The sequence below is a fragment of the Frankia sp. CcI49 genome, assembly GCF_001983215.1.
GTDB classification, from domain to species: Bacteria; Actinomycetota; Actinomycetes; order Frankiales; family Frankiaceae; genus Parafrankia; species Parafrankia irregularis.
The window spans coordinates 125,108-150,391 of the sequence record NZ_MOWP01000007.1; the positions used below are offsets into that span (position 1 = coordinate 125,108).

A 25,284-nucleotide genomic window follows, 5' to 3' on the forward strand; every position below is an offset into this window, starting at 1 on the left:
GGCAGCAGCCGGCCTGACAGCGTGCGGGCGGGCAGATCGCGGGCGAGCGCGGTAGTGGGTGCTGTGACGTCAGCCTTCCCGGGCGGCAACAGGCGGATCTCCACTTCTGGCAGCCTAGCCTGGGCGGGTTGGGTTCGATGCGTGCCGGTGTGGTCCGTCACGGGCTTCCTTCACCCTGCGTAGTGGTATGGTTGCGGTGATTGGAGTCGGGTGGGTGGGCTGCGTAACCTGCCCAGACAGGGCTAGGCTTTCGGTATGACCTCGGTGTCGCTATCCAAAGGCGCCAATGTTTCGCTCAGCAAGGTCGCGCCGAACCTGACGGCGGTGACCATTGGGCTTGGTTGGCAGGTCCGGCAGACGACGGGCGCTCCGTACGATCTCGATGCCTCCGCGTTGGTGGTGGGCGACGCGGGGCACGTGCTGTCGGACGGCCACTTCATCTTCTTCAACAACCTGGTCAGCCCGGACGGTGCCGTCCAACATCTGGGCGACAACCTCGTCGGTGGGGGAGGTGGGGATGACGAACAGATCAACGTCGACCTGCGGCTCCTGTCGCCACAGGCGGCGAAGGTCGTGTTCGCGGTTTCCATCTATGACGCCGAGACGCGCCGGCAGACCTTCGGTCAGGTCCGTGACGCCTTCATTCGGGTCGCTGATGCGGTGACTGGCGCCGAGGTCGCCCGTTACGACCTCACCGAGGACGCGTCGACAGAGACCGCGATGATCTTCGGGGAACTGTACCGCTACGGCAGCGAGTGGAAGTTCCGGGCCGTGGGTCAGGGGTATGCCAATGGCCTGCGAGGCATCGCCCTCGACTTCGGCGTGARCGTGTCCTGACGGTTCCCGCTCGAACCCGCCCCGCGCTCGACGCCGAGTTCCCACACCCGGCCGGAGCCGCGGGGCGGTGCTCGTTGGCCGCTGCTACACCGAGGATCCGCATGTGCCGGCGGTCGAGTGCATGGAGTGCGCGCTCCGCGGGCGAGGCCGTCCGGGGTAACCAGGTTCGGTGGCATATTTTGACCGGGGCGGTACGGGGCTCTGGCCGGTTGTTGATTGCTGAAAAGCAACATCGGCGACCATGATCTCTGACACCATAGGCGTACGGATGTCGATGGTGATCGGGAGATGCCCTTTGCGTGATACCCGGAGTGTGATACCCGGACGGTTTCGTCGGATGACGTGCCGCGGCCTGGTCAGGCCGGGCGTGTCTCCCGCTTCGGACGGCAGATGGCGGGTTCGACAGCGGTGCGGATCGGCCTTGTCGTTACCTGGCGTCGCGATCCGCGCGGCCTCGAGGCGATCCGCGTAGGCTCGCGGCCGGAGCGACCCGGCAGTCCGCGACGCGTCGCAGCGCCACATCCTGTTCTTGGGCCCGACCGGCCGCCACAGGCCGGTTCCCGGCCCCGGGTGCTCGACCCCAGGCGCTTTTCTCGGGCTTTCATCGCATTATCGTCGTTGTCGTGATGTCGATTTCCGCCGACATTCCGGCGCGTGTCGAGACGTGTTTTTCTGTCAGTTCCATCCGGTTGTTCAAATTTCCGGATTGTCGCTCGAAATTCGGGTAATTGAATGGCTTCGAAATGAAGCCTCCCTCCTTTTCTTTCGGGTTGTTGGACCTTTCCTCTGATTGTTCGCTACTGTTGCGCGGGGGGTCTACGAAGGAGGAAATCTTGATCGATGTCCTTGGTGTGGGCTTTGGTCGGACCGGAACGCTCTCACTACAGGCCGCCCTCGAACGTCTCGGCTGCGGACCCTGTCATCACATGGACGAGGTGCTCTCGCATCGGGAGACCGTGCCGGACTGGATCGACGCAGCCCAGAGGGGTACTGCTGACTGGGATGCGCTGTTCCGTGGATATCGGTCGACCGTCGACTGGCCCGGCGCATTCTTCTGGCGGCAGCTCGCCGACCACTACTCGTCATCCCGGGTGATTCTCACCGTACGCGATCCCGAGAAGTGGTACGACAGTGTCGCCAACACACTGTTCAAGGCCGCCGGTTCGGCTCCGCCCAGCGGCGTGGCGGTGAACCCGGAGGCGATGCGCGTGATGACGATGATGAATCTGATCGTCTGGGACGGTGTGTTCAAGGGCAGATTCGCGGACCGGGACCACGCGCTCAGGATTTTCGCCGAACACAGCGAGGCGGTACGGCGGGAGATTCCGGCCGACCGGCTCCTTGTCTTCGACGTCGCGGAGGGCTGGGGTCCGCTGTGTGAGTTTCTCGGCGTACCGGTGCCGGCCGAGGAGTTCCCGCGGCTGAATGACCGCACAGCCTACGCAGAGAAGCACCGCGCACGGCTGGCCGCGGCGATGGCCCAGGCGGGCGGGCGGGCGCAGCCGGCTCCGGCGACACCCTGAACTGCATTCCGCCCTGAACTACTCTCCGCCGGGCGACACGCCGGCCGGAGCGGCCGCCAGGTGAACCGTCACCGGCTCGGGAGGCCGCCTCCTCGGAAGGACAGACGGGAGGGGCTCTGGCGTCGGCCGACCACCATGACCCGCACGGTTCTGGTGTTGGCGTCTACCCGGTAGAGCATCCGCCAGCTTCGCGCGGCCGCCTCGAACATCCCGACCTGCTGCTCGCCGACGAGCGGCGTGCCGGCCTTGCGCGGATCGTTGCGCAGCGGGCCGTCGAGGAACCGGCGCACCTCGGCGCCCAGCAGCTCGGGCAGCTTCGCCAGATCTCGTTCCGCCGAGCTGGAAAGCGTCACCTCATGCTTGTTGTCGCTCACCGGCGGGGACCACTGGTCGGGCGGCAGAAGGACACCGACGGAGCGGACCGCAGGCCCGAGGCCGGCGCCGGACCGCGGCGCGCGTTGTGCACCGCTTGATCGTAGCCTTCCGCCCGCTTGCGCGGCGCCAGGCTCGGCTCATGTGAGCACCGTCCAGTGTTCGCGGCGCCCGGTTCCGTCCCACGCGGGCGTGGGCGAGGATGGGCCGGTGGCTTTCTCCGGCGTTCCCACGCCCGGTCCCGTCCAGGCTGTGATCTTCGATCTCGATGGCGTTCTGATCGACTCCGAGCAGGTGTGGGACGAGGTGCGCCGGGCGTTCGTGGCCGAGCGCGGCGGCCGGTGGGCCGCGGACAGCACCGCGATGATGATGGGCATGTCGACCGCCGAGTGGTCCGCCTACCTGGCCGAGCTCGGTGCCGGTGACAGTCCGGCGGAGATCGCCGCCGAGGTACGGGGTCGGGTCGCCGCGCGTTACGGGGACGCACCGCCCCTGCTGCCCGGAGCGGTCGCGGCGGTGCGCGCGCTGGCGGACCGGTGGCCGCTCGCTCTCGCCAGCTCGTCACCGCGTGCACTCATCGACCTGGTGCTGGATCGTTCCGGGCTCGTCAGGTACTTCCGGGAGACCGTCTCCTCCGAGGAGGTCGCCCGCGGCAAGCCAGCGCCTGACGTCTACCTGGAGGCCGTTCGGCGCCTCGGGGTGCCCGCCGGGGCCGCGGTGGCCGTGGAGGATTCGGAGAACGGGCTGCGGGCGGCTGCCGCTGCCGGGCTCGCCGTCGTCGCGGTCCCCAACGAGCACTTCCCACCCGGTGCCGCGGCCCTCGAGCTGGCCTCGGCTCGGGTGACCGGCGTCGCGGAGCTGACCGCCGAGGTCGTGCTCGCCGCGGCCGCACCGCGGTGAGCCGGGACTGCCGTTGATCGGGATTGTCCGTACGCGGCAGGGGGTTGGAACCTGCATGACGCAGAACTCGGACGCGGTCATCCGCAAGGTCCTCGCCGACACCGGGGTCTGGGCGGTGGTCGGCCTGTCGGAGAACACCTCACGTGCGGCCTACGGCGTCGCCGCCTACCTGCGCCAGCAGGGCAAGCGGACGATCCCGGTCCATCCGTCGGCGCCGGTCATCGACGGTGAGCAGGGCTATCCGACGTTGAGTGACATCCCCTTCGCGGTGGATGTCGTGGACCTGTTCGTTCGCTCTGATCTCGCCGGCCCGGTGATCGACGAGGCGGTGAAGATCGGCGCGGGTGCGGTGTGGACGCAGCTGGGCGTCCGCGACGAGGACGCGCAGTCGCGGGCACGCGATGCCGGGCTGGACGTGGTTGTGGACGCCTGCCCCCGGATCGAGGGCCCACGCCTGCTCGACTGGCGCTGAGGCTCCGGCCGGCGGTCAGTCAGCCAGTCGTCGGCTCGCCGGAACCGGTGCGCCCAGGCGGCATGGTCGGCGGGTCCCAGTCGGCTTCCTGTGCTTCGCTCGGGTTGCCCCGCGAGGGTCGGTTCTCCTGGCCTTCGCCGCCGGTCACCGCCGGGCTGCCCGTCCGTCCGCCAGGCGTGGTCCGCCCGGCGCCCGTCCCGGTGCTGGCGGTGGGCCCGCTGCTGGCGGCTGGCAATGTGCCGGGGGTCGGCATCCGGGCGTCGGGGCCGAGGCTCACGGGTGGCCGCCGTCGCCTCTCACGTGTCTCGAATGTGGCGCCGGGAGGCCGTTTCGGCAGGGGAGCACCCCCGGCGGAGGGCCTGGGCGCGCCGTCGGTTGGTTCGCTGCCGCTGCCACTGCCACTGCCACTGCCGCCGCTGCCACTGCCGCCGCTGCCAGTGGTGGCGCTGCGGCCGGTGTTTGTTCCGGCGCCAGCCGAGCTGGCGTCTGTGCTCTTGGCGTCTGTGCTGTCTCGGGGCCGATCCCCGGCATGACCGCCGGGCGTCCCGCCGCCGCCCACGACCTCGCCGGGAAGCGTCGGCAGGTCGACGTCCACCACCGGGGGCAGGGGCCTGGTCGCGCTCACCGGCTCGAGGAGCTCGAACGGCCTGTGCGCGTCGGCGTCGCCGGTTCCCGATGCGAAACGCCAGGACGTCTCGGCGGCGTCGCGTCGTTCCCGCCAGGCGACCACCAGCAGGTGGCCCTGCCGCGTCGCCAGCGCCGCCGCCGGGGGCAGCAGGAACAGCAGCGGCAGCATGTACCGGTAGTCGAAGCAGACGGTGGCGGCCGGTACGACGGTCACCGCCGCCCCGGCGCAGACCAGGAACAGGCAGTCCACGCCGATGCGCCGGCGCTCGGCGGTCAGCTCATGCCAGCGGGTGCGTCCGTCACCGCCGCGCAGGCCCGCCGGCACGATGCGGGGCAGTGCCGCGAGGCAGGCCAGCAGCCCCAGCCCGGCGGTCACGGCGAGYGCCGGCCCGGGAGTGAAGCCCCGTGTCTGGTACGAGCGCAGGAGACCGGCCCAGGGCTCGGTGATCGTCCGCGTGGGGTGGTCGTCGCGCTGCAGCCCGAGCAGCGGCTCGCTGTTGTGCAGGTAGCGGGGCTCGTCGCTGGTCGGGAACCGCCACGTGGCGTCCGGCCAGTCCTGGGGGCCGACAGGACGTCCCGGCTTGAAGAAGTGCCCGAGGTCCGTGCCGACGGCGCGCAGGTAGTCGGCCGGCTGCCTGGTGATGACCTGCCAGGCGAAGTCCCTGAGCAGCTCGTCGCGTTCGTCGGCGGAGACGTCGAGGTTGTTGGCGGGACTGTTGCGATCCCACACGTAGTAGCTCGGATCGGGACGTTCCCCGACCGGATGCGGTGAGCACAGGGAGAGCTGTTCGGGCTTCAGGTCGAGCTGGTCGCAGTCGGCTATGGGCGCGACCCTGCCGTACAGCCAGGCCGCGTCGCCGCCGGTGAGGCCGATCTTGCCGTGCGCGGAGTTGAACCAGCTCGCGTAGGCGATCAGCGGCGCGGCGAGGAAGACGCCGAACACCGAGATCCGGAGCCAGCCGAGCCGCCGCAGCACGACGTAGCCGAACGCCAGCAGGCCGATGGCGACACCGATCGTGCGTACCAGCCCGGAGGCGCCCAGCAGCAGGCCGGCGAGCGCCAGCGCCCACACCGAGGGACGTCGGGACCACATCAGCGCGACCATTGCGGCCACGAGGGCGACCGCGAACAACGTCTCGGCCATCACGAAGTGCTCGATGACGATCTGGTACGCGTCGAGCAGCAGGGGAGCCGCCGCGAGCGCGGCGATCGGGGCGGCGACCCGGCGGTGGACGAGCAACGCGTAAAGGGCGGTCGCCACGGCGATCGCCAGCACGTGCTGGACGGTCGGCACGACCCACAGGTCCGCGCCCGTCTCGCTCAGCAACCGCAGGAAGGCCGGATAACCGGCGGGGCGCATCTGATCGGGTTCTGACAGCGCTGACAGCCGTATGTAGGCGTATGAGTCGCCGTTGAACTCGAAGGCGGGCTGATAGCCGACCGCCGCGGCCAGCCGAAGCGCGACTCCGACGAGAAGGAGGACTCCGAACACGGAGTGCCGGGCGAGGAAGGAGAACCGTCTGCCGGCGGAGGGGACGTCGCCGGAGGGGGCGGTGGCCACGCGCGTGGCGGCGGTGAGCCGCCGTGTGTCGGCTCGGGCGGCCAACCCAGGACCCGATGCCGGCCTGCTGTCTCCCGCGCCTCCAGTGCCTTCCCTGCCGGCAGGACGAGCCGAACCGCCAGCACCGCCAGCGCCTGCTCCGGACCTGCCTGCTCCGGACCTGCCCGCGCCGGACCTGCCCGCGCCGGACCTGCCCGCGCCGGACCTGCCCGCGCCGGTCGCCGGCCGTGTCGGGTGCGGTGGCAGCGTCTCGAAGCCGTGGTCCGGACTGGGCCCGAGCGCATCAGCGAGGCTCACCGGCGCGAGGCTCACCGGCGTGTGGTCCGTGGGACCGCTCCGGTGGCCGCCCTGCTGGTCGCCCCGCGGTGCGGTGCTACCCGGTCCAGTGCTGCCCGGGGCATCGGGGGCGTCGAGGGAGCCGGCGACGGCGTCGGCCTGTCCTGGTGCCTTCACAGGAACCATGGTCCACGATCGATCCGAGAAATTGCCTGAATGGTCCCCTTTGGGCCCCCGATTGTGTGGGTGGATCACTGAGCCTTTATCGGCGTCGACTCGGACCCCCCGTCCGCGACCACGCACCGTGAGATGAAGAAGGCTCACTGTCTTTCCCGATCGCAGTGGGTCAGTGCTGGTGGGCGGGAATTCCGCGGTGCGCGCTCGGAGGGTCCACAGGCAAGGCTGTCTCCTCGCCGCTGCCGTGCCCGGAGGATCCGTTGTCGGCGTTCCGCGGTGCGGGGTCTGGCACCGCTGCCGCCCCAGGCCTGGGCGTGTCCGGCGAGGCAGGCAGGGCGGACGAGCCGTCGTCGACCGGCGGGGGGCCGGGAGTCGGCGCCTCGCCGACCACTCCGGCTCTGGAGGGGGCCGCAGCGGAGAGCGGAGCCCAGCCGGCGCGGCCATGGCCACCGCTGGGCCCGGTGGTCACCAGCCGCAGGAAGAACGAGCCGAAGGCGGTCTGCGTACCCAGCACCATCAGCGACATCGCCAGCAGGGCCGGTCGCAGCTCGTTGAGCGGCCCCATGTCGTTCGCCAGCCATCGGATGAGGACGACGCCGTCGATGGCGAGACCCGCCGCGAACAGCACGCCGCCCAGGGCCAGGCCGCGTTCGAGGGAGAAGCGGCGGTGAATCGACGTGAGCGGCCAGCGCCGTCGCTCGGGCCACCCCGCCGCATGGTTGTGGACGTCCGCGAAGACACCCAGGAGCACCAGTTGCCACCCAAGGATGGTGAACAGCGCGAACAGCACGGAGAAATGCAGGTCGAGGCGGTGGAAGCCGAGGTCGAGCGCGCCGGGCAGGAGCGCGAGCTGCCCGGCCGCGCCCACCCCCAGCAGCACGAGCCCCGGAAGCACGAACAGGTGGCGCGGTGCCAGGAGGAGCATGAAACGCAGGTGACGCCAGCCATCGCGCAGCGAGTGGAGCTTGGAGGCACCGACTCGCGGGTGATAGGTGATCGGCACCTCCTCCATGCGAAGCTCGGCCCGCCCGGCCGCGATGACCAGCTCGGAGGCGAGCTCCATTCCCTCGCAGCGCAGCCGCATGCGCCGGTACGCGTCGCTGGTGAACGCGCGCATCCCCGAGTGCGCGTCCGAGGAACGGACGTCGAACAGGCGGTTGAGGATGCCGGTGAGGACCGGGTTTCCGACGTACCGGTGCAGCCACGGCATCGCGCCGGGCAGGATCTCGCCAGCGAAACGGGAACCCAGCACGTAGTCGGCCCGCCCGGCGCGCAGGGGGGCGAGCAGCGCGCCGAGGTCGGAGAAGTCGTAGGTGTCATCCGAATCGCCCATGACCAGGAAACGGCCCCGGGCGGCCGCGAAACCGGCGAGGTACGCGTTGCCGTAGCCGCGCCGCGCCTCACGCACCACCCGCGCGCCCGCGGCGGTGGCGACAGCGGCCGAGTCGTCGGTGGAACCGTTGTCCACGACGACGACCTCGCCCGCGACCCCGGCGGCCGCGAGGCCTGCCAGCGCCTTGCCGACGCACACGCCGACGGACTCCGCCTCGTTGAGGCAGGGCATCACGACGGACACCTGAAGACCACCGTCAGAGCTGCCCTCCGGCCCGGCTGTGCTCTCGGGCCGGGCGGTGCTCTCGGGCCTGGCCGCGCCGTCGGGACTGGCTGGCTGGCCCGCCCAGAGGAACGGGCGCGTGGTGCCGGGCGCCGGACCGCCGATCGCGCGCGAGTCGTTCACCATGCATGACCCCCCACAGGCCTGGCCCTGACGTGGCTCCGGTCGAACCCGTTTCTGGCAGGAATCCCGAATTCCCTGGTGATGGCAGTCTGCCCAGGGTGGCCGGCAACCTCACACCAGCCAATCCTCGGATCCCGAACCGGCCCGACGCTCTGCGTAAGGCTGCAATCTACCGATTGGCGGCGTGCTGAGAGATCATCACCGGCGGCGGCCACACGGAGATACGCCCAGGCGCGCCCGGCGACCACGGCGACATCAGAGCGGGCCGGTACGACGAGACACGCCGGTGGCCCCACAGGCGCCCGCGTGTGACGTGCCTAACGGAGAGGCGTAACCTCTGGTGCTCGTGCACCAAGGAAGTGTTTTTGGCCAGGCGCCTGCCACGGCGGCGCCGTCACTGGGCGCAGAGCCGTCCAGTGATCCCTCCTCCGTCTCTCCCACGTCCCGGCGGCGCTGCCCGCACGACCCGCCGTGCCCGGCCGCGGAAGGCGCGGACCGTGATGCGGCGGTGGTCACCAGCCGGCACTGCGACCAGGGCTGGAGCCTCCTCTGCAACGGCGTGATCCTCTTCGAGGACACCGGCGAGATCCTGCCCACGGGTCGCACCGTGGAGCCGCGCCGGCCGCTGCCCAGGCCAGGGTGCGTACCGCGGCCGCCGCTGCCGCGCCGCGCGGCCGCCGCGACGCCGACCCCGGTCTGACCGCTGGTCCCGGTCTGACCGACCGCCTCGGTTGGTGGGTCCGCCTCGGCCAGGCGGCCGGCCACCGAAGGCGCCTTTGACGTCCGGAAATGCCTGCATGTACCCGGCGAACGGGTACCGTTCCGGCGTGACATCCACGCGGCGACCTCCGCGACCTCCGCGACCTCCGCGACTGGCACGGCTGCTGGTTCGCCATGACGTCGAGATCGGCCGGCGGCTGCTGCGGAGCGGCACGGCCCTCGACCGGGCGATGTTCTCCTCGCTCGCCGACGCCAGGCCGCTGCTGGATCCGCTGCTGCCACGGCTTTCGCACGCCGCCGACCACGGGATGCTCTGGTGGGGCGTGGCGGGCGTGCTCGGTGCCAGCAAGGGCCGTCGCCGTTCCGCGGCGCTGCGTGGCCTGCTCGCGCTGGGTGTCGCCAGCACCGCCGCCAACGGCCCGGCGAAGCTGCTGTTCCGTCGGGACCGGCCGCCGACCCACGGCGTTCCGCCGCTGCGTCGGCTTGGCCGTGATCTGACGACTTTCTCGTTCCCGTCCGGGCATTCGGCGTCGGCCGCGGCGTTCGCCACGGGGGTCGCGCTCGACGCGCCGGTCGCGGCTGTTCCCGTCGCGGCGCTGGCAGCGACGGTCGCCTTCTCCCGGGTCTATGTCGGCGCCCACTTCCCGGGGGACGTCGTGGCGGGGGTCGCGCTCGGTGTCGGTGCCGGCCTGCTCACGACGAAGGTGATGCCCCGGCGGCCCGGGACGCCCGCCCGGGCCCGGCCCGCGTCCGCCTGGGCCCCGGCTTTGCCGGACGGGGCGGGGCTCGGTGTGGTCGTGAACGCCCGCTCGGGTGCCGGGCACCATACCGATCTGATCGACGTGCTGCGGGCCGACCTGCCACGAGCGGAGATCGTCGAGGTCGGTCCCGGCGAGGACATCACCGCGGCCCTCACCCGGATGGCGGCGCGCAGCCGGGTGCTCGGTGTCGCCGGCGGCGACGGAACGATCAACACCGCGGCGGTGGTGTCCCTCGCACGCGGCGTGCCGCTCGCGGTCTTTCCCGCCGGGACACTGAACCACTTCGCCGCCGACATCGGCCTGAGCGGGCCCGGCGACACCATCAAGGCGGTCCGTGACGGCACGGCCGTCGCGGTGGACGTCGGGCAGGTGGACGGGATCGGCGCGACCGGTGCGCGGTTCACCCGGAACTTCGTCAACACCGCCAGCTTCGGCGGCTATCCGGACATGGTCCGCATCCGGGAGCGTTTCGAGCACCGGATCGGCAAATGGCCCGCCATGCTGCTCGCGCTGAGCTGGGTGCTGTGGAACGAGCCGCCGTTCGACGCCGAGATCGACGGCGAGGCCCGCCGGATCTGGCTGATCTTCGTCGGGAATGGTCGCTATCTGCCCGACGGCTTCGCGCCGACCTACCGAACCCGTCTGGACGAGAGCCTGCTCGACCTGCGGGTCGTCGACGCGGCGGCGCCGTTGGCCCGGCTGCGGCTCGTCGGTGCGGTGCTGACCGGCCGGCTGGGCCGCTCACGGGTCTACGAGCAGCGCACCGTCGAGCGGGTGCGCATCGCGTCCAACCAGGCGGCACCGTTGCCTTTCGCCGGCGACGGTGAGGTCAGCGAGGGTATCCGCCGGATCGCGGTCACCACGAGCCCTGCCCGCCTGGTTGTCTACCGGCCAGCCTGACGTTCAGGCCCCGGCGGCGATGTTCAGGCCCCGGCGGCGCCCTGCAGCGGGATCAGCGCACGCAGGGGCATGGTGAGCGTCGCGTAGACGTCCGGCTCGAGCAGGTCCTCGACGAGCAGCGCACAGGCCAGGTCGGCGCACAGTTCCATGACCCGCTCGTCCGACGAGGAGTCGGGCGCGGTGGCGAGTCGGCGGCAGGCCGGGCACAGCCGCCAGAAGCCCTCGGCGGCACTGCGGCGGACCAGCGTCCACACCCGCCGCCGCCCGGTCAGCACGGCGCTGTCGAAGGCCCGTTCCATCGCGGCCTGGTGGGCCTCGTCGTCGCGGGTCATCACGGTCGTCAGCAGGCCGTCGAACACCTCGAGGCTGGCCGGGTCGTGGCAGCGGCGCGCCAGCCTGGGCAGGGTCGCCAGGACTCGCTTGACGTCGGCGGCGGCGGGGCCCAGATCCGGTTCGTGCGAGCGGACCCGCGGGTAGACCGTCCGCCATGGACGCAGCAGCGCCGTGTACTCGGATCGGTTGAGGATCGGCTTGGCGTAGGCGCCGGCGAGGGCGTCGCGCATGGCACGCAGCGCCGTCGAGGTGATCGCGGGGTCGAGGGTGACGAACTCGGCGCCGGTGAGGTCGTCAGCGTAGATCGCGGACAGCGCGTCGAACGCGGCGAGGACCTCGACGATGAGCGGGGAGTCGGGTGCCAGCGCCTTGTCCCGTGCGGAGGCGAGCTGCCCGGAGTTGCGCCACAGCGCGGCCAGCGAGACCAGCTCGCTGTCGGTGGTGTGCACGAGCTGCGCGAGGATCCCGAGGATTCCGCGGAGGTTCGGGTGCTCCTCCAGCCGGTCGATGCGGCGCGCCCGGAGGATCATGCCTGCCGGCCCGGCTGGCGGGTTGCCGCCCGATGGGCGGACGGACCGGTGGTCCTCGGGACACGCGTCACGTGCTCCTCCTCGATCTCGTGGCTGCCGGGCCGCGACGGGTCCCACCCCGCGCTGGGTAGTGCGCGGGGTGGTGCGCCGGATACAGGGGCACGACACGCCGGTCGGTCACCCGGAACCCCTGCGGGCCGGTGCCGTGGCGCGACGGATCCGGTTCCGCGGAGCGGGCTCCGCGGTGGTCGCGAACCGCGGGCCCGCGCGTGACTGCCGCGCGTGGCCGTTGGCCTTGATGTCACTCCCGAGACAATAGTGTCGCCGGTGACGATCAGGGACCGATTGTCGGTGACTGCTTGTCACAAGGAGCGCTGGGCTGGTGGCATCGTTGGAGTACAGATGCTAGCCGGTGCGCGGCTGGAGCACGGTGAACGCGGAGGGTAGCGACCATGTTTGGTTACGCTGCGTGCCATTGGGTGCCGCGAGTGTCGTCACTCAGTGTCGCGGGTGGCCCGGTTCGCCACCTGCGGTCCACGGACCCCCGGGGGGATGGGGCCCGTGGACCCGGCAGGTGCACGGTCAGGTGCCGCCCGGTTGCGCAGGTGGCCATACGGAGACTCACCCGCGGGCGGTGCCTGCGGCTCCGATGGGCGGCCAGGTCGGCCGCCCGGGAGGTTGTCAGCCGGAGACGGCCGGCTCGGACACCTCCACGGCCGAGCTGAGAGTGACCTCGCCCACGCCATCCTTGCGTAGCCCATACCGGCGGATGGCGTCGTCGACGACGGCCTGCTCGACCTCGCCGGAGCGGGCCAACGCCTCCAGCGTCGCGACGACCACCGACTCGGCGTCCACGTTGAAGTGGCGACGCAGGGCGGCCCGGGTGTCGGAGCGGCCGAAGCCGTCCGTGCCCAGCGAGGTGTACGCCTGCGGCACCCACCGCGAGATCTGGTCCGGAACGGCGCGCATCCAGTCGGAGACCGCGACGGCCGGGCCAGGCGCACCGGCGAGGATCTGGCTGACGTAGGGCACCGCGGCAGCCTCCTCCGGGTGGAGCAGGTTGTGCCGCTCGCAGACGAGGGCCTCGCGGCGCAGTTCGTTCCACGACGTGACCGACCACACGTCGGCGGCGACGCCGTAGTCGGCGGCCAGCATCTCCTGGGCTGACAGCGCCCAGCGCATGCCGGTGCCACTGGCGAGGATCTGCGCCCGCGGCGTGGACGAGTCGCCCGCCGCGCCCGCGGCCGCGCCGTCGCCACCGGTGAGCTCGTCGGCGGTGCGGAAGCGGTACATGCCCGCGAGGATCTGCGCCGGGTCGAGCCCGGCCGGCTCCGCCGGCTGCGGAACAGGCTCGTTGTAGACGGTCAGGTAGTAGAAGACGTTCTCGTCCCGCTCGCCGTACATCCGGTCGAGTGCGTCCCGGACGATGTGCGAGACCTCGAACGCGAACGCCGGGTCGTACGACACGCACGCCGGGTTGGTGGACGCCAGCAGCAGCGAGTGCCCGTCCTGGTGCTGCAGGCCCTCACCGTTGAGCGTGGTGCGCCCGGCGGTGGCACCGAGCAGGAAGCCACGGCCGAGCTGGTCGCCCAGCGCCCACATCTGGTCGCCGGTCCGCTGGAACCCGAACATCGAGTAGAAGACGTAGACGGGGATCATGTACTGGCCGTGGGTGGAGTAGGCCGTGGCCGCCGCGATCACCGAGCCCATCGAGCCGGCCTCACTGATGCCCTCGTGCAGCATCTGACCGGCCTCGGACTCCCGGTACGACAGCAGCAGCTCACGGTCGACGGCCTCATAGCGCTGCCCGTGCGGCGAGTAGATCTTCGCCGTGGGGAACATCGCGTCCATCCCGAACGTGCGAGCCTCGTCCGGGATGACGGGCACGAACCGGGCGCCCATCTCCTTGGTCTTCATCAGATCCTTGAGGAGCCGGACGAAGGCCATCGTCGTCGCCACCGGCTGCTTGCCCGAACCGCGACGCAGCTCGTCGAAGATCGACGCCGGCGGCTGGGTGAGCGGGCGGGCCCGGACGACCCGGCGGGGGATGGAACCGCCGAGCGCCGCCCGGCGCTCCCGCATGTACTGGATCTCCTCGGAGTCCGCGCTGGGGCGGTAGTACGGCGGCAGGTGGCCGTCGAGCGCCGCGTCGGGGATGTCCAGGTAGAGCCGGTCGCGCAGCTCCTTCAGCTCCGACTTGGTGAGCTTCTTCATCTGGTGCGTGGCGTTGCGGCCTTCGAAGTCCTTGCCCAGCGTCCAGCCCTTGATCGTGTGGGCGAGGATCACGGTGGGCTGGCCGGTGTGCTCGGTGGCCGCCTTGTAGGCCGCGTAGAGCTTGCGGTAGTCGTGGCCGCCGCGGGAGAGCTTGCGCAGGTCGTCGTCGGTGAGGCCGGCGACCATGCGGCGCAGCCGGGCGTCCGCGCCGAAGAAGTTCTCCCGGATGTAGTCGCCGGCCGACGTCGAGTACGTCTGGAACTGGCCGTCGGGCGTGGTGTTCATCCGGTGCACGAGGACGCCGTCGGTGTCCTGGGCGAGCAGCGGGTCCCAGTCACGGCCCCAGACGACCTTGATGACGTTCCAGCCGGCGCCGCGGAACGTCGACTCCAGCTCCTGCATGATCTTGCCGTTGCCGCGGACGGGACCGTCGAGGCGCTGCAGGTTGCAGTTGACGACGAAGATGAGGTTGTCGAGCTCCTCGCGGGCGGCGACACCGAGTGCGCCGATCGATTCCGGCTCGTCCATCTCACCGTCGCCGAGGAACGCCCACACCTTGCTGCGGGACGTGTCCTTGATCTGCCGGTTGAGCAGGTAGCGGTTGAATCGAGCCTGGTAGATGGCATCGATCGGGCCGAGGCCCATGGAGACGGTGGGGAATTCCCAGAAGTCCGGCATCAGGCGCGGATGAGGGTAGGACGACAGCCCGCCCGGCTCGCCCTCCCGCCGGAAGGCGTCCAGCTGTGCCTCGGTGAGGCGCCCTTCCAGGAAGGCGCGTGCGTAGATACCGGGCGAGGCGTGGCCCTGGATGAAGATCTGGTCGCCGGAGTCGCTGCCGGGCGAGGAGGTCAGGTGGTCCTTGCCGCGGAAGAAGTGGTTGAAACCGACCTCGTAAAGGCTGGCACTCGACGCATAGGTCGCGATATGCCCGCCGACGTTGTATTCGGGACGGTTGGCGCGGCTCACCATGATGGCGGCGTTCCAGCGGATGTAGGCGCGGATGCGTCGTTCCACGTGCTCGTCACCCGGGAACCAGGGTTCCTGCTCGGGTGGGATCGTGTTGATGAAGTCCGTACTCGTCAGAGCCGGTACGCCTACAGCCTTCTCACGTGCTCGCTCGAGGAGTTTGAGCATGAGGAACCGCGCGCGGCCCCGCCCCGACTCCTCGATGACAGCATCCAGGGACTCAAGCCATTCGCTGGTTTCGGACGGATCGATGTCCGGCAACTGGCTCGGGAGCCCGTCGGTGATCACCGAGAACTTCCGTGTTGTGTCCTGCGCCACGCCTAACTCCTGCTCTCCGTAGCTCCTGGCCGATGCCTCCTCACTATCGTGCTCCGTCTCGACACCGCCGTCACGCACGCCCTGCCTACTGATTGGTAACAAAACTGGATCGACAGGGCCCGATATCACCGGATGCATCGTGGTGATATGACCATCAGTCAGCATCCAGCAACCGGTTGTCGTGATTGCTGTGCCGGGTTCGGCTCGGATCGCGGATCGTGGAAGACGTCATGCTTCGTCCGGCTGCGCACCGTGTGCGCGCGGGCTGGCTCTCGGGCCGACCGTGCCCGGGGCCCGCGCGAGCGCCCGCACAGCCGTGTGACAAACCCAACCGGTCCATAACGGGCCGGCTGGCAGCGCCCGGTGACAGGCGGCACAACGACCCGGACGGTGGCCCGCGCCGACGGCACGGCCGGGTGGCATGCGAGACCGTCCGTGCGGGCGGCCGTGCGACGGCCTGGGTGGCTGGCTGGGCCCCGCGCGCGGGCCCGCGCTTCACGGACCACGGCGCGGACCACAGAGCGGCGCTGGCGGGCCGGCATGCGTGGGTCAGGGCGGACCCCGGACGTCGCCGCGGCGACACTGGAGCGTCGGTGGGTAACGGAGGAAGGACGTCGAAGGTGGAGACGAGAACAATGACGGTGCATACGGGCCGTCATGACCGGGTCGTCGATCTCACCGACCGGGCCGCGGAGTTCGTCGCCGGCCGTGGGGACGGGCTGCTGTCCGTCTTCGTTCCGCACGCCACCGCCGGCGTCGCGATTCTGGAGCTCGGCTCCGGCAGCGACGAGGACCTGCTCGCCGCGTTGGCGACACTGCTCCCCGCGGACGACCGCTGGCGCCATGCCCACGGTTCGCGCGGGCACGGCCGGTCACACGTGATGCCCGCCATCGTGCCACCGTCGGTGACCGTTCCCGTTCTCGACGGCCGGCTCGCGCTGGGCACCTGGCAGTCGGTCGCACTCGTCGACCTGAACGTGGACAACCCGGATCGGACGGTTCGGCTGTCCTTCCTCGCAGGCTGACCACACGCCCGGTGACCGGCCTGACCGCCGGTCCGGCCCAGGGGCCGGGCAGGGTTCGGCCGCCAAGGCGTCCCACATCACATTCCCGCAGGTTGGAACGATGGTGACATCGTGTCGGCGGGTTTGCCGTGACGGGTTGACGTGACGGCCCGTGGGTAGCGAGATTGTGTCAGCGGAGATCGTTGTGGAACGGCCGGCATCCCCCTGCTTGTCCACAACCCCCGGCGTGGCACTTGCGCACCCACCGGATGGTCCGGTGGACTAGGCCTACGGCGGGTCGCGCGAGCGGATCGTCGCCGACCGGTCCGCCCACGACCGGGCGCCTCGCCACAGCGAGGCGTTATGTAGACGAGCAGGAGGTAGCGGAGGGTGAGTCCGACCGCGGCGAACGCCGAGGGTCAGCGCCGTGCGGAACGTCTGGGAGTCGCGGCCGGCACATTGGTCCAGTCGCTCAACGAGGACGACGACATCGCCCAGGACCTGCTTGATGCGGTCACCACGGCGAGTGGCACCGAGCTTGTGCCGGAGGACTCCGACGACGTGGTCGACGTCGTCCTCCTGTGGTGGCGTGAGGACGATGGCGATCTGGCCAACGCCCTCATCGACGCGCGCAGGCAGTTGTCCGAGGAGGGCGTGATCTGGTTGCTCACCCCCAAGGCGGGTCGCGAAGGTCACGTCGAGCCCAGCGACGTCCTCGACGCTGTGCCCACCGCGGGCCTCGTTCAGACCAGCACAGTCAGCGTCGCGGCCGAATGGGCCGGGATGCGGCTGGCGGCCCCCAAGTCGCAGCGGGTACGCCACCGCTGACGGCCCGGTGCCGGCAGTGACCGGGTTGGCGGCTCCAGGTGCCGCCAACCCGGCTGTTCGCGTGCGCCCAGATGGCTGCCTGAGGCGGAGAGGGCTGCCGCCGTGCTGTGGCCGCACGAGAGACGCCCGCACGAGAGACGCAGGGCGCACGAGAGACGCCGGGCACACAAGAAACATCGGGCACACATGAACGCCAGGCCACCGCACAACGCCCGTCTGCCGCCCTGGCCCGATGGCCTTCAGCGCCCCGGCCCGATCTGGGAACCGAAGCGCTGAAGTACCGCTTCTGAGCCGTCTGTCGCCGGCCCCTCAGAAGCTCAGCGGGACCTGCTGGCCCTCGACTGCGCCCGGGTAACGGGCCCAGATCTTGTTGATCTCGTACTGGAGGTACAGGGCACCTCCGCCGACCAGCCACAGCACGAAGGCCACCCCGGGGCTGAGCTCCGGGAGCCCGGCCGCGCGCTGGGCATCCCGGGTGCGGGTACCCAACCGCCACGTGGCCACGAAGGGCGGGACGATCAACACCCAGCCGATCACATACGCCAGCACCGACAACGCCGGGTTGACCTGGATGCGGGGGTTGTACGCGGAGAGCTCCTTGTTGGTCTTGTAGACCCAGACAAGGCTGTAGATGCCGAGCGTGATGATCGGCAGCCCGAGCCACACGGCGAACGGGTTGCGTCGCTTACCCAGAACCCCGGCGCCGACCGGCGAGGCGCCGGCGGGTGGCGGCCCGTAGCCGGGAGGCACCGGATAGGTCTGGTTTCCCGGGTAGGGCTGTGGCGGGTAGGGGTTCGGCGGGTACGGGCTCGGTGCGTACGGCTCCGTCCGGTCCGAGTACGGCGGGGCGTTACCTGGGCCCGGAGCGCCGAACGGGCCGGGCGGGTTGGAATAGCCCTGCGGGCCGCCGAACCCGGGCGGCGGGCCGCCGGGCCCTCCCTGGCTGCCCTGCCCCCAGCCAGGCGGGCCGGGCGGCGGCATCTGATTGGTCAAGGTGGACACGACCTCCCTGCTGTTCGGACCGCAGGCGCCCGACGCGCCGTCATGCGGTTTCGCTCCCGGCCTGGCCGCGAGCGGTGACCGGCTGGAAGCGGATACCGCCCCAGTAGTCTTCTGTAGTTGTCCGGCTCGATTGTTATCGAGGCCGTTGACCGGTCAGACTAGGACACCGGAGTGCTGGAAACCTGTTCCGGCGCTTTCCTGTGGGATCGTTGAGCGTAAGTATGCTCTCCGTATCTGGATTTGTACGTTTCGGAGTCGGAGTGGGCTCTCCGGGTGCTCCTGCTGCCGCCGACCTGAAGACCACCGTCCCGCGCGGGATCACGCGCCTACTGTCTCTGCCCTGCCCTGCAGGACCGTTCGTTTCCCGTGTGGTGCCAGGCAGCCCTGACGATGTGGTCGTCGCTGTGATCTCCTGGCGGCCAAGGCGTTGTGGAGCCCCACAGTGCCCGGCGTGCCCTGCGTCGCGTCCCGAGGGCCCACGTGGGACGTCCCACCTCGGGGAAGAGCGGGAGAGCGGGCCGTGGCGCAGGGCGCAGGGCGCCGGAGCGGCACACCCGATCCGGCACACCGGTAGTGGCCGGACGCCAAGGGCGTGGCCGGCGGTGGCATGCTGGCGGAGAGGACTGACTGGTCGCKAAGACCGCGAGGTCGAGCAGCACCCAAGAACGCGAAACCAACCGCAATCGAGAGGAACAGCTCGTGACCGTCGACGTCGGAGCCGTCGCCCCCGACTTCTCGTTGAAGGACCAGAACAACGAGGTCGTCACCCTGTCCGACTTCCGGGGCCGTCGCAACGTTGTGCTCCTGTTCTACCCGCTGACCTTCACCGGGGTCTGCCAGGGCGAGCTGTGCTCCGTCCGGGATGACCTCGGTTCCTTCCAGAACGACGACGTGCAGGTGCTCGCCATCTCCGTCGACTCCGCCTTCGCGCACAAGGTGTGGGCGGACCAGCAGAGCTACGAGTTCCCCCTGCTCGCGGACTTCTGGCCGCACGGCGAGGTGGCCAAGGCCTACGGGGTCTTCAACGAGGAGAAGGGCATCTCCCTGCGCGGGACCTTCATCATCGACAAGGAGGGCAAGGTGCGCTGGAAGGTTGTGAACAACATTCCGGACGCACGTGACCAGGCCGAGTACCTCAAGGCGCTCGCCTCGCTGTAGTCCGCAGGAGCCGACGGGCGGGTGATCCCGCCCCGTCGGGCTCCTTGCCGGCGCACCTGGCCAGCCAGGAACCCGCGGGGGAGCCCAACGAGGCGCGCCACGGTCGACGTGCTCCGCCGGTCTCGTGAGGACGGTGAACCTCATGCCGTGTTTCCGTTGCAGCGAGCGTCAGACCGACCCGGTCCGGGGATCAAGTCCCTGGCACCGCGTCGTGATCAGCGGTGAGCAGGTTCTGGTCTGCCCGACCTGCCGCCCCGCCCCGGACTGGGACGCGATCCTCGACCGGTGCAACAGATGCGCCTCGACCCGCCTGGCGAAGGCGCTCGGAACAGTCCTGTGCCGCGACTGCGGCGCTCGCAAGGAGCCCGACCGCCACGCACCCGAGCTCACGGATATCGCCAGTCAGCACCCACCGGCGCAACTGCAACTGCAGCCGCCGCCAGCCGAGCCCCCTTCGCCCGCAGGCGAACCGCCGAGGCCGCTGGTGCGACCGTTCGCAGCCGCAAGAGACAAACCCGGGGCCATGGGCCAACCCGCGGCGACAGACGCCCACGCGCGCTCTGAGGCGGCGCAGGCGGAGACCGAACACTCCTTCGCGGATTCGCCGGACACGGGCGCGCCCGTGAGCCTCCCAGACCGCGACGGAGCCCTCGCCGCCGACGTTGACGCCGCCCTATCCCGCATGTTCGGGCGGCCACGGCCGGTCTCCTGACCCAAAACTCGCGATCATCCGCTAACGTTTCGACCTGGCACGGTGACTCTCCTGACGGAAGGGACACCGTGCAGCCGGACGTATGCTGCCGCCGCAGGCCCCTGTGTTGCGTAGGCTGGCATCCTCCCGGGCGCGTAGCTCAGCGGGAGAGCGCTCGCCTTACAAGCGAGTGGTCGCAGGTTCGATCCCTGCCGCGCCCACGCGCTGATTCCGCATGCTTGTCGATCCTTTGGATCGCCTGCGGCACAGCCGCAATGTCTGCCGGGGGGTGGCCCCCCGAGACCCCCCGACGGGCGCCTGGGGCGCCGCTGGGGTCGGGGAAACTGGGCGTTTGTAACAGCGGGTGTAGATCGTTCCTTGGGTTGGTAGTGCAGCGTTCAGACACCACTCAAGTGCGCGATCATGAGACAGTCGACGGTGTCTGGCGAGCAGGTAAAACGGATCGTCAGGCGTGGGCGGGCTTTCCATACTTGGTCGGGTGGAGATCGACAGCCGGGTGGCGGCCCGGTATGAGCTGGTTGACGAGGACGACCGTCTGTGGCGGCCGGGCCTAGGCGACCTGGTCCGGCTGCGGACCTGGGACATCTTCGCGCGGTTCCTGGTCGGTCAGGGGCATGTCGTGGATGTCGGTGGCGGTCCAGGTACCCATGCCGCGCACCTCGCCGGCCGCGGCTACGAGGTTGTTCTCATTGACCCTGTCGCCCGCCATGTCGAGATGGCGCGGGCCCGGTCCCGGTCGCAGCCGCACGCGCCGTTTCGAGCCGAGCTCGGTGAGGCCCGTCGCCTTCCTGTGCCCGACCAGTCGGCCGATGCCGTGCTGCTGATGGGCCCGCTTTACCATCTTGTCCAGCGGGATGACCGGGTCGCGGCGCTGCGCGAGGCGGCCCGGGTCCTTAAACCGGGAGGTGACCTTCTGGTCGAGGTTATCGCTCGGCACGCCTGGGTCCTCGACGCAACAATGAAGGGTCTGCTGGGAAGCAGCGAGATCTGGGGCGACTTTGACCGCAATGTGCGTCTTGGCCTTAGCCAGGACCCGGCCCAGCCGGCCGAGGGCGGCTTCTGGGCCTATTTTCACCACCCCGAGGAACTGCGCGCGGAACTTGACCTCGCCGGTTATCAGGACATCCGCCTTGTCGCGGTCGAGGGTTTCGCCTGGCTGTTGGGGGACCTGCAGCAGCGGATGGTCGATCCCGCCGATCTGCTCAGGGCGGTCCGCCTGACCGAAACCGAGCCGTCGATGCTCGGAACGAGCGCGCATGTCATTGGCGTCGCCCGCAAGCTGTAGGGCTGTGCCCGACCACAGTCGTCACAAATGCCGTTGCAGTTCTGACTCACGGACGACCGCGCCGATCTGAGGGGCCGGTCTGGCCGTACGCCGCTTCGCCCGGACCTGACGTGTCTCCGGCAGGGTCGTCGGCGACGAGCCCGGCGACCCGGCTGTCAACCGAGCGCGTTACCGCCTGCTGCGCTGCGCCGAACACGACCGACCAGACAAGCAGGTCCGCGAGTGACAGCGAAGGACGTGTGCCAGGGATGATTCCGGCCTTCAGCAGGATCACACCGACGACAGCGAACAAAGGGCCTAGGACGATCTTCAGCAGCATCTGGTACACCGGCAGCGAGAACGGATTCCAGGTGCCGGCAGCATGTGCGAGCGGCGGAACGGCGCTGATCAGGGCGCCGATGGCGCCGAACAACGACACGGACATCGCGGTTCTCAGACCGGACGTGCCCGTGTCCTCAGCTGATAGCGGGACAGTGCCGACGGCCAGGGCAACCATTACCAGGGCGACCGCAACTGCACTGATCAGTGTAAGCCGGATCAGTCGATTTCTGAATCCTCGGCTTTCCGCGTACTTCTCGTCCGATGCCTCGTTCACCGCACGGGCAAGAGTCGCGACCGCTGCCGGATCCGGTGGATTTCTCAACCTGACAGCATCGGTGTCGCCATCCGCGACGGCCCGCAGCCTGAGGTCGTCAGCCGTGAGATAGACCGACGCCGCGACGAGCAGATCGTTTGCGTGGGCCACCAGCTCAGGGCCGCTCAGTAACCGATGGATCTGCGCCTCGGCCTCGTGGAGACTTCGGTAGGCGTACTCTTGAGGGTTCCCATTCCACCAGCTCAGCAGCGTTGCCCGTTCCTCGGCAGCCTCCTCGGCAGCTTCCAACAGCCCACAGATCGACACGTACTGGGTGCTGTTCTCGTCGCCATCGAGCGCGGCGGCCAGGTCCGCGCGGTCACGGATTACCTTGTTCTTGATATGTCCCCGCCAAGGCGCGCTTCGCATCCGACAGCACCCCTCACCTGTCATTCTTCCGCTTGTGCCGGTGAAGCGGTTGGACGTGGGCCGCTCCGTCACGCGCACGGCGCGACGGAGCGTGACCCAGTTCCATCTTTCTTCTAAATTTCCCTATGATCCATACGCGGCGCCCACCAGCGGACGCGGCGGGATCTTCAGTACCTGACCCACCCGGATCTTGTTCGGGTCGGGTATGTTGTTGGCGCTGGCGATGAGCGTGTAGAGGCTCGCGTTCCCGTAGAATCGCTGCGCGATCTCGGACAGCGTGTCACCCGCTGCGACGGTGTACGACTGCGGCGGGATCTTCAGCACCTGACCCACCCGGATCTTGTTCGGGTCGGATATGTTGTTGGCGCTGGCGATCAGCGTGTAGAGGCTCGCGTTCCCGTAGAACCGCTGCGCGATCCCGGACAACGTGTCGTGCTCGGCGACGGTGTAGGTCGTTTCCATTGCTCCTCCATTTTCATTTCCGTGCCCGCCGGAGTCTCCGGCGAACCAAAGGCCGACGRCATTCTCGAGCGTCTGACCGGCTATGTTCACCTGTGCCTGCCAAGTAAGATCACCGACGTCACCATCCGCGCTGATCCCCTCCGCTCGCTGGAATTCGGTCACTGCCGATCTGGTGCGCGCGTCGAAGACTCCGTCGATGTAACCGGGTGAGTAGCCGCAGCTGTTCAGCACCTCCTCGAGCCGAGCAACCACCTCACCCTGCGCCCCCTGTGCCAGCAGCGGCATCGGCCGCCCATCTGGGAGAGCCGCCCAGGTCGCTGGCCCGACGACCCCGTCAGGATTCAGGCCATGGGCCCGCTGGAAGTCCCGTGCGGCGGCTTCCGTCGCCGGGCCGAACTCCCCGTCCGGGGAAATCCTCCCGCCGGTGTCCGATCTGTTGAACGCACGCTGGAACCATTTCACCGCCGGCCCGGACGCGCCCCTTCTGATCGTAGGTTGACCTTGGTTCGATTCTTCTTCCGATCTCAAAGTCATGCCGAGGCCTCCTTGCCGGGTGCCAAGACGACGGAGCGAGACTGCGGTTTTCCTCGTCGGCACCCTTGGTTTCGAAATATCTCGAACGATTTTTTCCAGACCGAAATCCACCGTGCGGGGCATCGGAATCAGGCCGGAATCTGGCGCGGAGCACCACATCGCTGAGACCGGGAAATACGACATCGATCCGTTCGGTCGTGCTGGCCCTGCAAGGTCATCGGAAGGATTCCTCGGCGGGTCATGGCGGTCGCCATGKGATCACCGGGGGCCGGTGAGCGCCGGCGGGCTCAGAACCCGCTTCTGATCATCATTGGCGATCGCTCGGCCACCGGAGCTCCACCGCCGGAACTCCGGGGTTCGAGGGTTTCTCCCAGTATTACGCCTGTTGTCGGCTGGGTCGCTGTGCGCCTCGTAGTCCGAGATGCCCGGGAACGGGCGAACCCCTGCCTCTGGGACAGGATGCATCCAGGCGGTCGCCCGCGGCCTTTCGGGGGGCCGCGCCCTCGCTGTCGCGCTGTCGCGAACGCTCTCCTGGCCCGAGGAGCGCCGCAGGCACCAACGTAGTGATTCCATGCGCTGTCCTGTGTTGTGGCCGCCGGCCCCCGGCAACAGCGGTACCAGGCCCTGGGTTACTGCTGGGCCGAGCCAGCCAACAGGCGGGGGAGACGGAGCTGACATCGAACCCGGCGGCAAGCTGGGCGTTGTATGTCTCCTGGTCTGACTTCGTGTTCCGTTGGCCTGACTTCGTGTTCCGTGCTCGCTCGGGATCCCGTGAAACCTGGGATTTTCGAATGGAGCCCTCGGATCCGCGGTCTCACATCGGAAGAAAACGTCCGATACACCCACAAAAAGGCGACGTGGAGCCAGGTATGTCGAGGCTTGCGGATCAGCTGACTGAGCATTCCCGTGATCGCGGTCTTGACCGGTCGAGGCCTGTTTGACCACATCTGCTCGGTCCGGATGTGCGCTCGGTCCGGATATGGCGGTACCGCGATCGGATCCTGCTGGAGGGCTTCGCCCGCCCAAGCTCTCCGGGGCGGGAAGGCCAAAGGGCTTGGGGGAAGGGCCGATGTCCCTGGCATTGCAGTGTCCGTGTTTTCTTCCGGGGTGGGCGGGAACGCTGAGGCGCGCCGGATCACGGTACGCCGAGCGCGGGGGGCTGGTGAGCATGCGAAGAGCTGCCGATCTCATCCTGGCGGTCACCCAGGCTGGAGGCGGCGTGGGTTTCGCGGCGGATACGGCGGAGGCTGCGGGCGCCGACCAATGCCCGGTCACGCCGTCTGGATCCCCGTAATCCCCCTGCTCGACGTCCGGGCGGTGACCTGGCCGATGCCCGCGCCGCGCCGGTGATGAATGTTGGCCTGCACTGTGGTTCAGGCGACGGGTCCTGAACGTGGTTCGGCTGGTTTCCCGCCTACCGGCGCGCGGTTCGCGAGCGGCGGGTGGCGAAGACGCAAGGAAGGCACAAAGAAGGGCGGAAGAGCATGAGACGGATGACTGGTGCGTTTCTCATGGGCGCTCTGACAGCCGGTGCCCTCGCTGTCGACGCCGGCGCGGCGACAGCAGCGGCTCGAACGGTCAGCCGGTGCGCATCGGCCGCCCTCGTCCCAGCCGTGGTCCGGGAGGACGGCGCGGCCGGTACCGTCTACCGAACCATCGAATACCGAAACTCCGGTGCCCAGGCCTGCGTGATATCCGGCTTCCCCACCGTGGAACTCGTCGACAAGCGTGGCCGCGTGCTGGGGGGTCCGTCGGGTCACTCGGGCGCCGTCGGCGTGCCCGTGACGCTGCGGCCGGGCGGCGTGACGGAGTTCACCCTGATCGCCTCGGACCTGGCGGGGTCGATCGAAGGGTGTACGGAACCGGGCAGCTACCGGCCCGCCGTGGGCGCGCGTGTCACCCCACCCGGCGGCGGTCGCTCCCGGTTCATCCCGCTCACACAGGACGCCTGCGTCGCACCCGGGCTCAGCACGCTCTCTGTCACCGCTGTCGGGCACGTGCGCCCCGGCAGCTGAACTGAGCCGCGGCAGCCCCAGGGCCATCCCCGGCCCCTGGCACTGGCACGGGGCCG

19 protein-coding genes and 1 tRNA gene are annotated in these 25,284 nt (G+C 69.6%); 12 read left to right on the forward strand and 8 right to left on the reverse strand.

What is annotated here, in order from left to right; translation table 11 throughout:
• Window positions 1-255: 255 nt before the first annotated feature.
• Together CcI49_RS06955 and CcI49_RS06960 are read left to right on the forward strand one after the other, a co-directional pair.
• The gene (locus CcI49_RS06955; protein WP_076825119.1) at window positions 256-837 is read left to right on the forward strand and encodes a TerD family protein; all 582 of its coding nucleotides are present in this window, start codon (window positions 256-258) and stop codon (window positions 835-837) included.
• An 833-nt stretch (window positions 838-1,670) separates the two neighbouring features.
• The gene (locus CcI49_RS06960; RefSeq protein WP_054566735.1) at window positions 1,671-2,360 is read left to right on the forward strand and encodes a sulfotransferase family protein; all 690 of its coding nucleotides are present in this window, start codon (window positions 1,671-1,673) and stop codon (window positions 2,358-2,360) included.
• Between the two features lie 68 nt (window positions 2,361-2,428).
• On the opposite strand, the gene CcI49_RS06965 is transcribed toward CcI49_RS06960, so the two are convergent.
• Window positions 2,429-2,734, reverse strand: a complete 306-nt coding sequence (locus CcI49_RS06965) for a type II toxin-antitoxin system RelE/ParE family toxin (RefSeq protein WP_076825122.1) — start codon at window positions 2,732-2,734, stop codon at window positions 2,429-2,431.
• A 208-nt stretch (window positions 2,735-2,942) separates the two neighbouring features.
• On the opposite strand from CcI49_RS06965, the gene CcI49_RS06970 reads away from it, so the two are divergent.
• Together CcI49_RS06970 and CcI49_RS06975 are read left to right on the forward strand one after the other, a co-directional pair.
• On the forward strand, window positions 2,943-3,632 hold the full coding sequence (locus CcI49_RS06970; RefSeq protein WP_054566736.1) for an HAD family phosphatase: 690 nt from the start codon (window positions 2,943-2,945) through the stop codon (window positions 3,630-3,632).
• 55 nt (window positions 3,633-3,687) lie between these two features.
• Window positions 3,688-4,104, forward strand: coding sequence for a CoA-binding protein (locus CcI49_RS06975; protein ID WP_054566737.1), 417 nt, complete (start codon window positions 3,688-3,690; stop codon window positions 4,102-4,104).
• Between the two features lie 19 nt (window positions 4,105-4,123).
• On the opposite strand, the gene CcI49_RS06980 is transcribed toward CcI49_RS06975, so the two are convergent.
• Both CcI49_RS06980 and CcI49_RS06985 read right to left on the reverse strand, forming a co-directional pair.
• The gene (locus tag CcI49_RS06980; protein ID WP_076825291.1) at window positions 4,124-6,292 is read right to left on the reverse strand and encodes a hypothetical protein; all 2,169 of its coding nucleotides are present in this window, start codon (window positions 6,290-6,292) and stop codon (window positions 4,124-4,126) included.
• Window positions 6,293-6,914: 622 nt separating this feature from the next.
• Window positions 6,915-8,486, reverse strand: a complete 1,572-nt coding sequence (locus CcI49_RS06985) for a glycosyltransferase family 2 protein (RefSeq protein ID WP_076825124.1) — start codon at window positions 8,484-8,486, stop codon at window positions 6,915-6,917.
• Between the two features lie 343 nt (window positions 8,487-8,829).
• Here CcI49_RS06985 and CcI49_RS44090 point away from each other — a divergent pair, with 343 nt between their 5' ends.
• Together CcI49_RS44090 and CcI49_RS06995 are read left to right on the forward strand one after the other, a co-directional pair.
• The gene (locus CcI49_RS44090) at window positions 8,830-9,183 is read left to right on the forward strand and encodes a DUF5999 family protein (protein WP_255354748.1); all 354 of its coding nucleotides are present in this window, start codon (window positions 8,830-8,832) and stop codon (window positions 9,181-9,183) included.
• A 97-nt stretch (window positions 9,184-9,280) separates the two neighbouring features.
• Window positions 9,281-10,864: a bifunctional phosphatase PAP2/diacylglycerol kinase family protein gene (locus tag CcI49_RS06995; RefSeq protein ID WP_076825126.1), complete on the forward strand. Its 1,584-nt coding sequence runs from the start codon at window positions 9,281-9,283 to the stop codon at window positions 10,862-10,864.
• Between the two features lie 23 nt (window positions 10,865-10,887).
• On the opposite strand, the gene CcI49_RS07000 is transcribed toward CcI49_RS06995, so the two are convergent.
• On the reverse strand, window positions 10,888-11,727 hold the full coding sequence (locus CcI49_RS07000; protein ID WP_054566740.1) for a hypothetical protein: 840 nt from the start codon (window positions 11,725-11,727) through the stop codon (window positions 10,888-10,890).
• 681 nt (window positions 11,728-12,408) lie between these two features.
• Window positions 12,409-15,225 (reverse strand): pyruvate dehydrogenase (acetyl-transferring), homodimeric type, encoded by a 2,817-nt coding sequence (aceE, locus tag CcI49_RS07005; RefSeq protein WP_076825128.1) that lies wholly within the window; start codon window positions 15,223-15,225, stop codon window positions 12,409-12,411.
• A 635-nt stretch (window positions 15,226-15,860) separates the two neighbouring features.
• On the opposite strand from aceE, the gene CcI49_RS07010 reads away from it, so the two are divergent.
• Both CcI49_RS07010 and CcI49_RS07015 read left to right on the forward strand, forming a co-directional pair.
• Window positions 15,861-16,250, forward strand: a complete 390-nt coding sequence (locus CcI49_RS07010; RefSeq protein ID WP_054566742.1) for a secondary thiamine-phosphate synthase enzyme YjbQ — start codon at window positions 15,861-15,863, stop codon at window positions 16,248-16,250.
• A 369-nt stretch (window positions 16,251-16,619) separates the two neighbouring features.
• Window positions 16,620-17,057 (forward strand): DUF3052 domain-containing protein, encoded by a 438-nt coding sequence (locus tag CcI49_RS07015; RefSeq protein ID WP_006543704.1) that lies wholly within the window; start codon window positions 16,620-16,622, stop codon window positions 17,055-17,057.
• A 309-nt stretch (window positions 17,058-17,366) separates the two neighbouring features.
• Here CcI49_RS07015 and CcI49_RS07020 read toward each other — a convergent pair whose 3' ends face one another.
• Window positions 17,367-18,059 carry a DUF4234 domain-containing protein gene (locus CcI49_RS07020; protein WP_235497896.1) on the reverse strand — a complete coding sequence of 231 codons (693 nt, stop codon included), beginning with the start codon at window positions 18,057-18,059 and terminating at the stop codon, window positions 17,367-17,369.
• A 699-nt stretch (window positions 18,060-18,758) separates the two neighbouring features.
• Between CcI49_RS07020 and CcI49_RS07025 the strand changes: the two genes are divergently transcribed.
• The 3 genes from CcI49_RS07025 to CcI49_RS07040 all read left to right on the forward strand — a co-directional run bounded on the left by CcI49_RS07025 (window position 18,759) and on the right by CcI49_RS07040 (window position 21,214).
• Window positions 18,759-19,217: a peroxiredoxin gene (locus CcI49_RS07025; RefSeq protein ID WP_054566744.1), complete on the forward strand. Its 459-nt coding sequence runs from the start codon at window positions 18,759-18,761 to the stop codon at window positions 19,215-19,217.
• Window positions 19,218-20,057: 840 nt separating this feature from the next.
• A tRNA-Val gene (locus CcI49_RS07035) sits at window positions 20,058-20,129 on the forward strand.
• A gap of 251 nt (window positions 20,130-20,380) precedes the next feature.
• The gene (locus CcI49_RS07040) at window positions 20,381-21,214 is read left to right on the forward strand and encodes a class I SAM-dependent methyltransferase (RefSeq protein ID WP_241839938.1); all 834 of its coding nucleotides are present in this window, start codon (window positions 20,381-20,383) and stop codon (window positions 21,212-21,214) included.
• 46 nt (window positions 21,215-21,260) lie between these two features.
• Here the strand turns inward: CcI49_RS07040 and CcI49_RS07045 are convergent, their stop codons facing one another.
• Together CcI49_RS07045 and CcI49_RS07050 are read right to left on the reverse strand one after the other, a co-directional pair.
• Entirely contained in the window at window positions 21,261-22,217 is a 957-nt protein-coding gene (locus CcI49_RS07045) for a hypothetical protein (protein WP_076825130.1), read from the reverse strand.
• Window positions 22,218-22,340: 123 nt separating this feature from the next.
• On the reverse strand, window positions 22,341-23,396 hold the full coding sequence (locus CcI49_RS07050) for a peptidoglycan-binding protein (RefSeq protein WP_083749351.1): 1,056 nt from the start codon (window positions 23,394-23,396) through the stop codon (window positions 22,341-22,343).
• Between the two features lie 1,301 nt (window positions 23,397-24,697).
• On the opposite strand from CcI49_RS07050, the gene CcI49_RS07055 reads away from it, so the two are divergent.
• Window positions 24,698-25,228: a DUF4232 domain-containing protein gene (locus CcI49_RS07055; RefSeq protein WP_083749352.1), complete on the forward strand. Its 531-nt coding sequence runs from the start codon at window positions 24,698-24,700 to the stop codon at window positions 25,226-25,228.
• The last annotated feature ends 56 nt before the right edge of the window (window positions 25,229-25,284 follow it).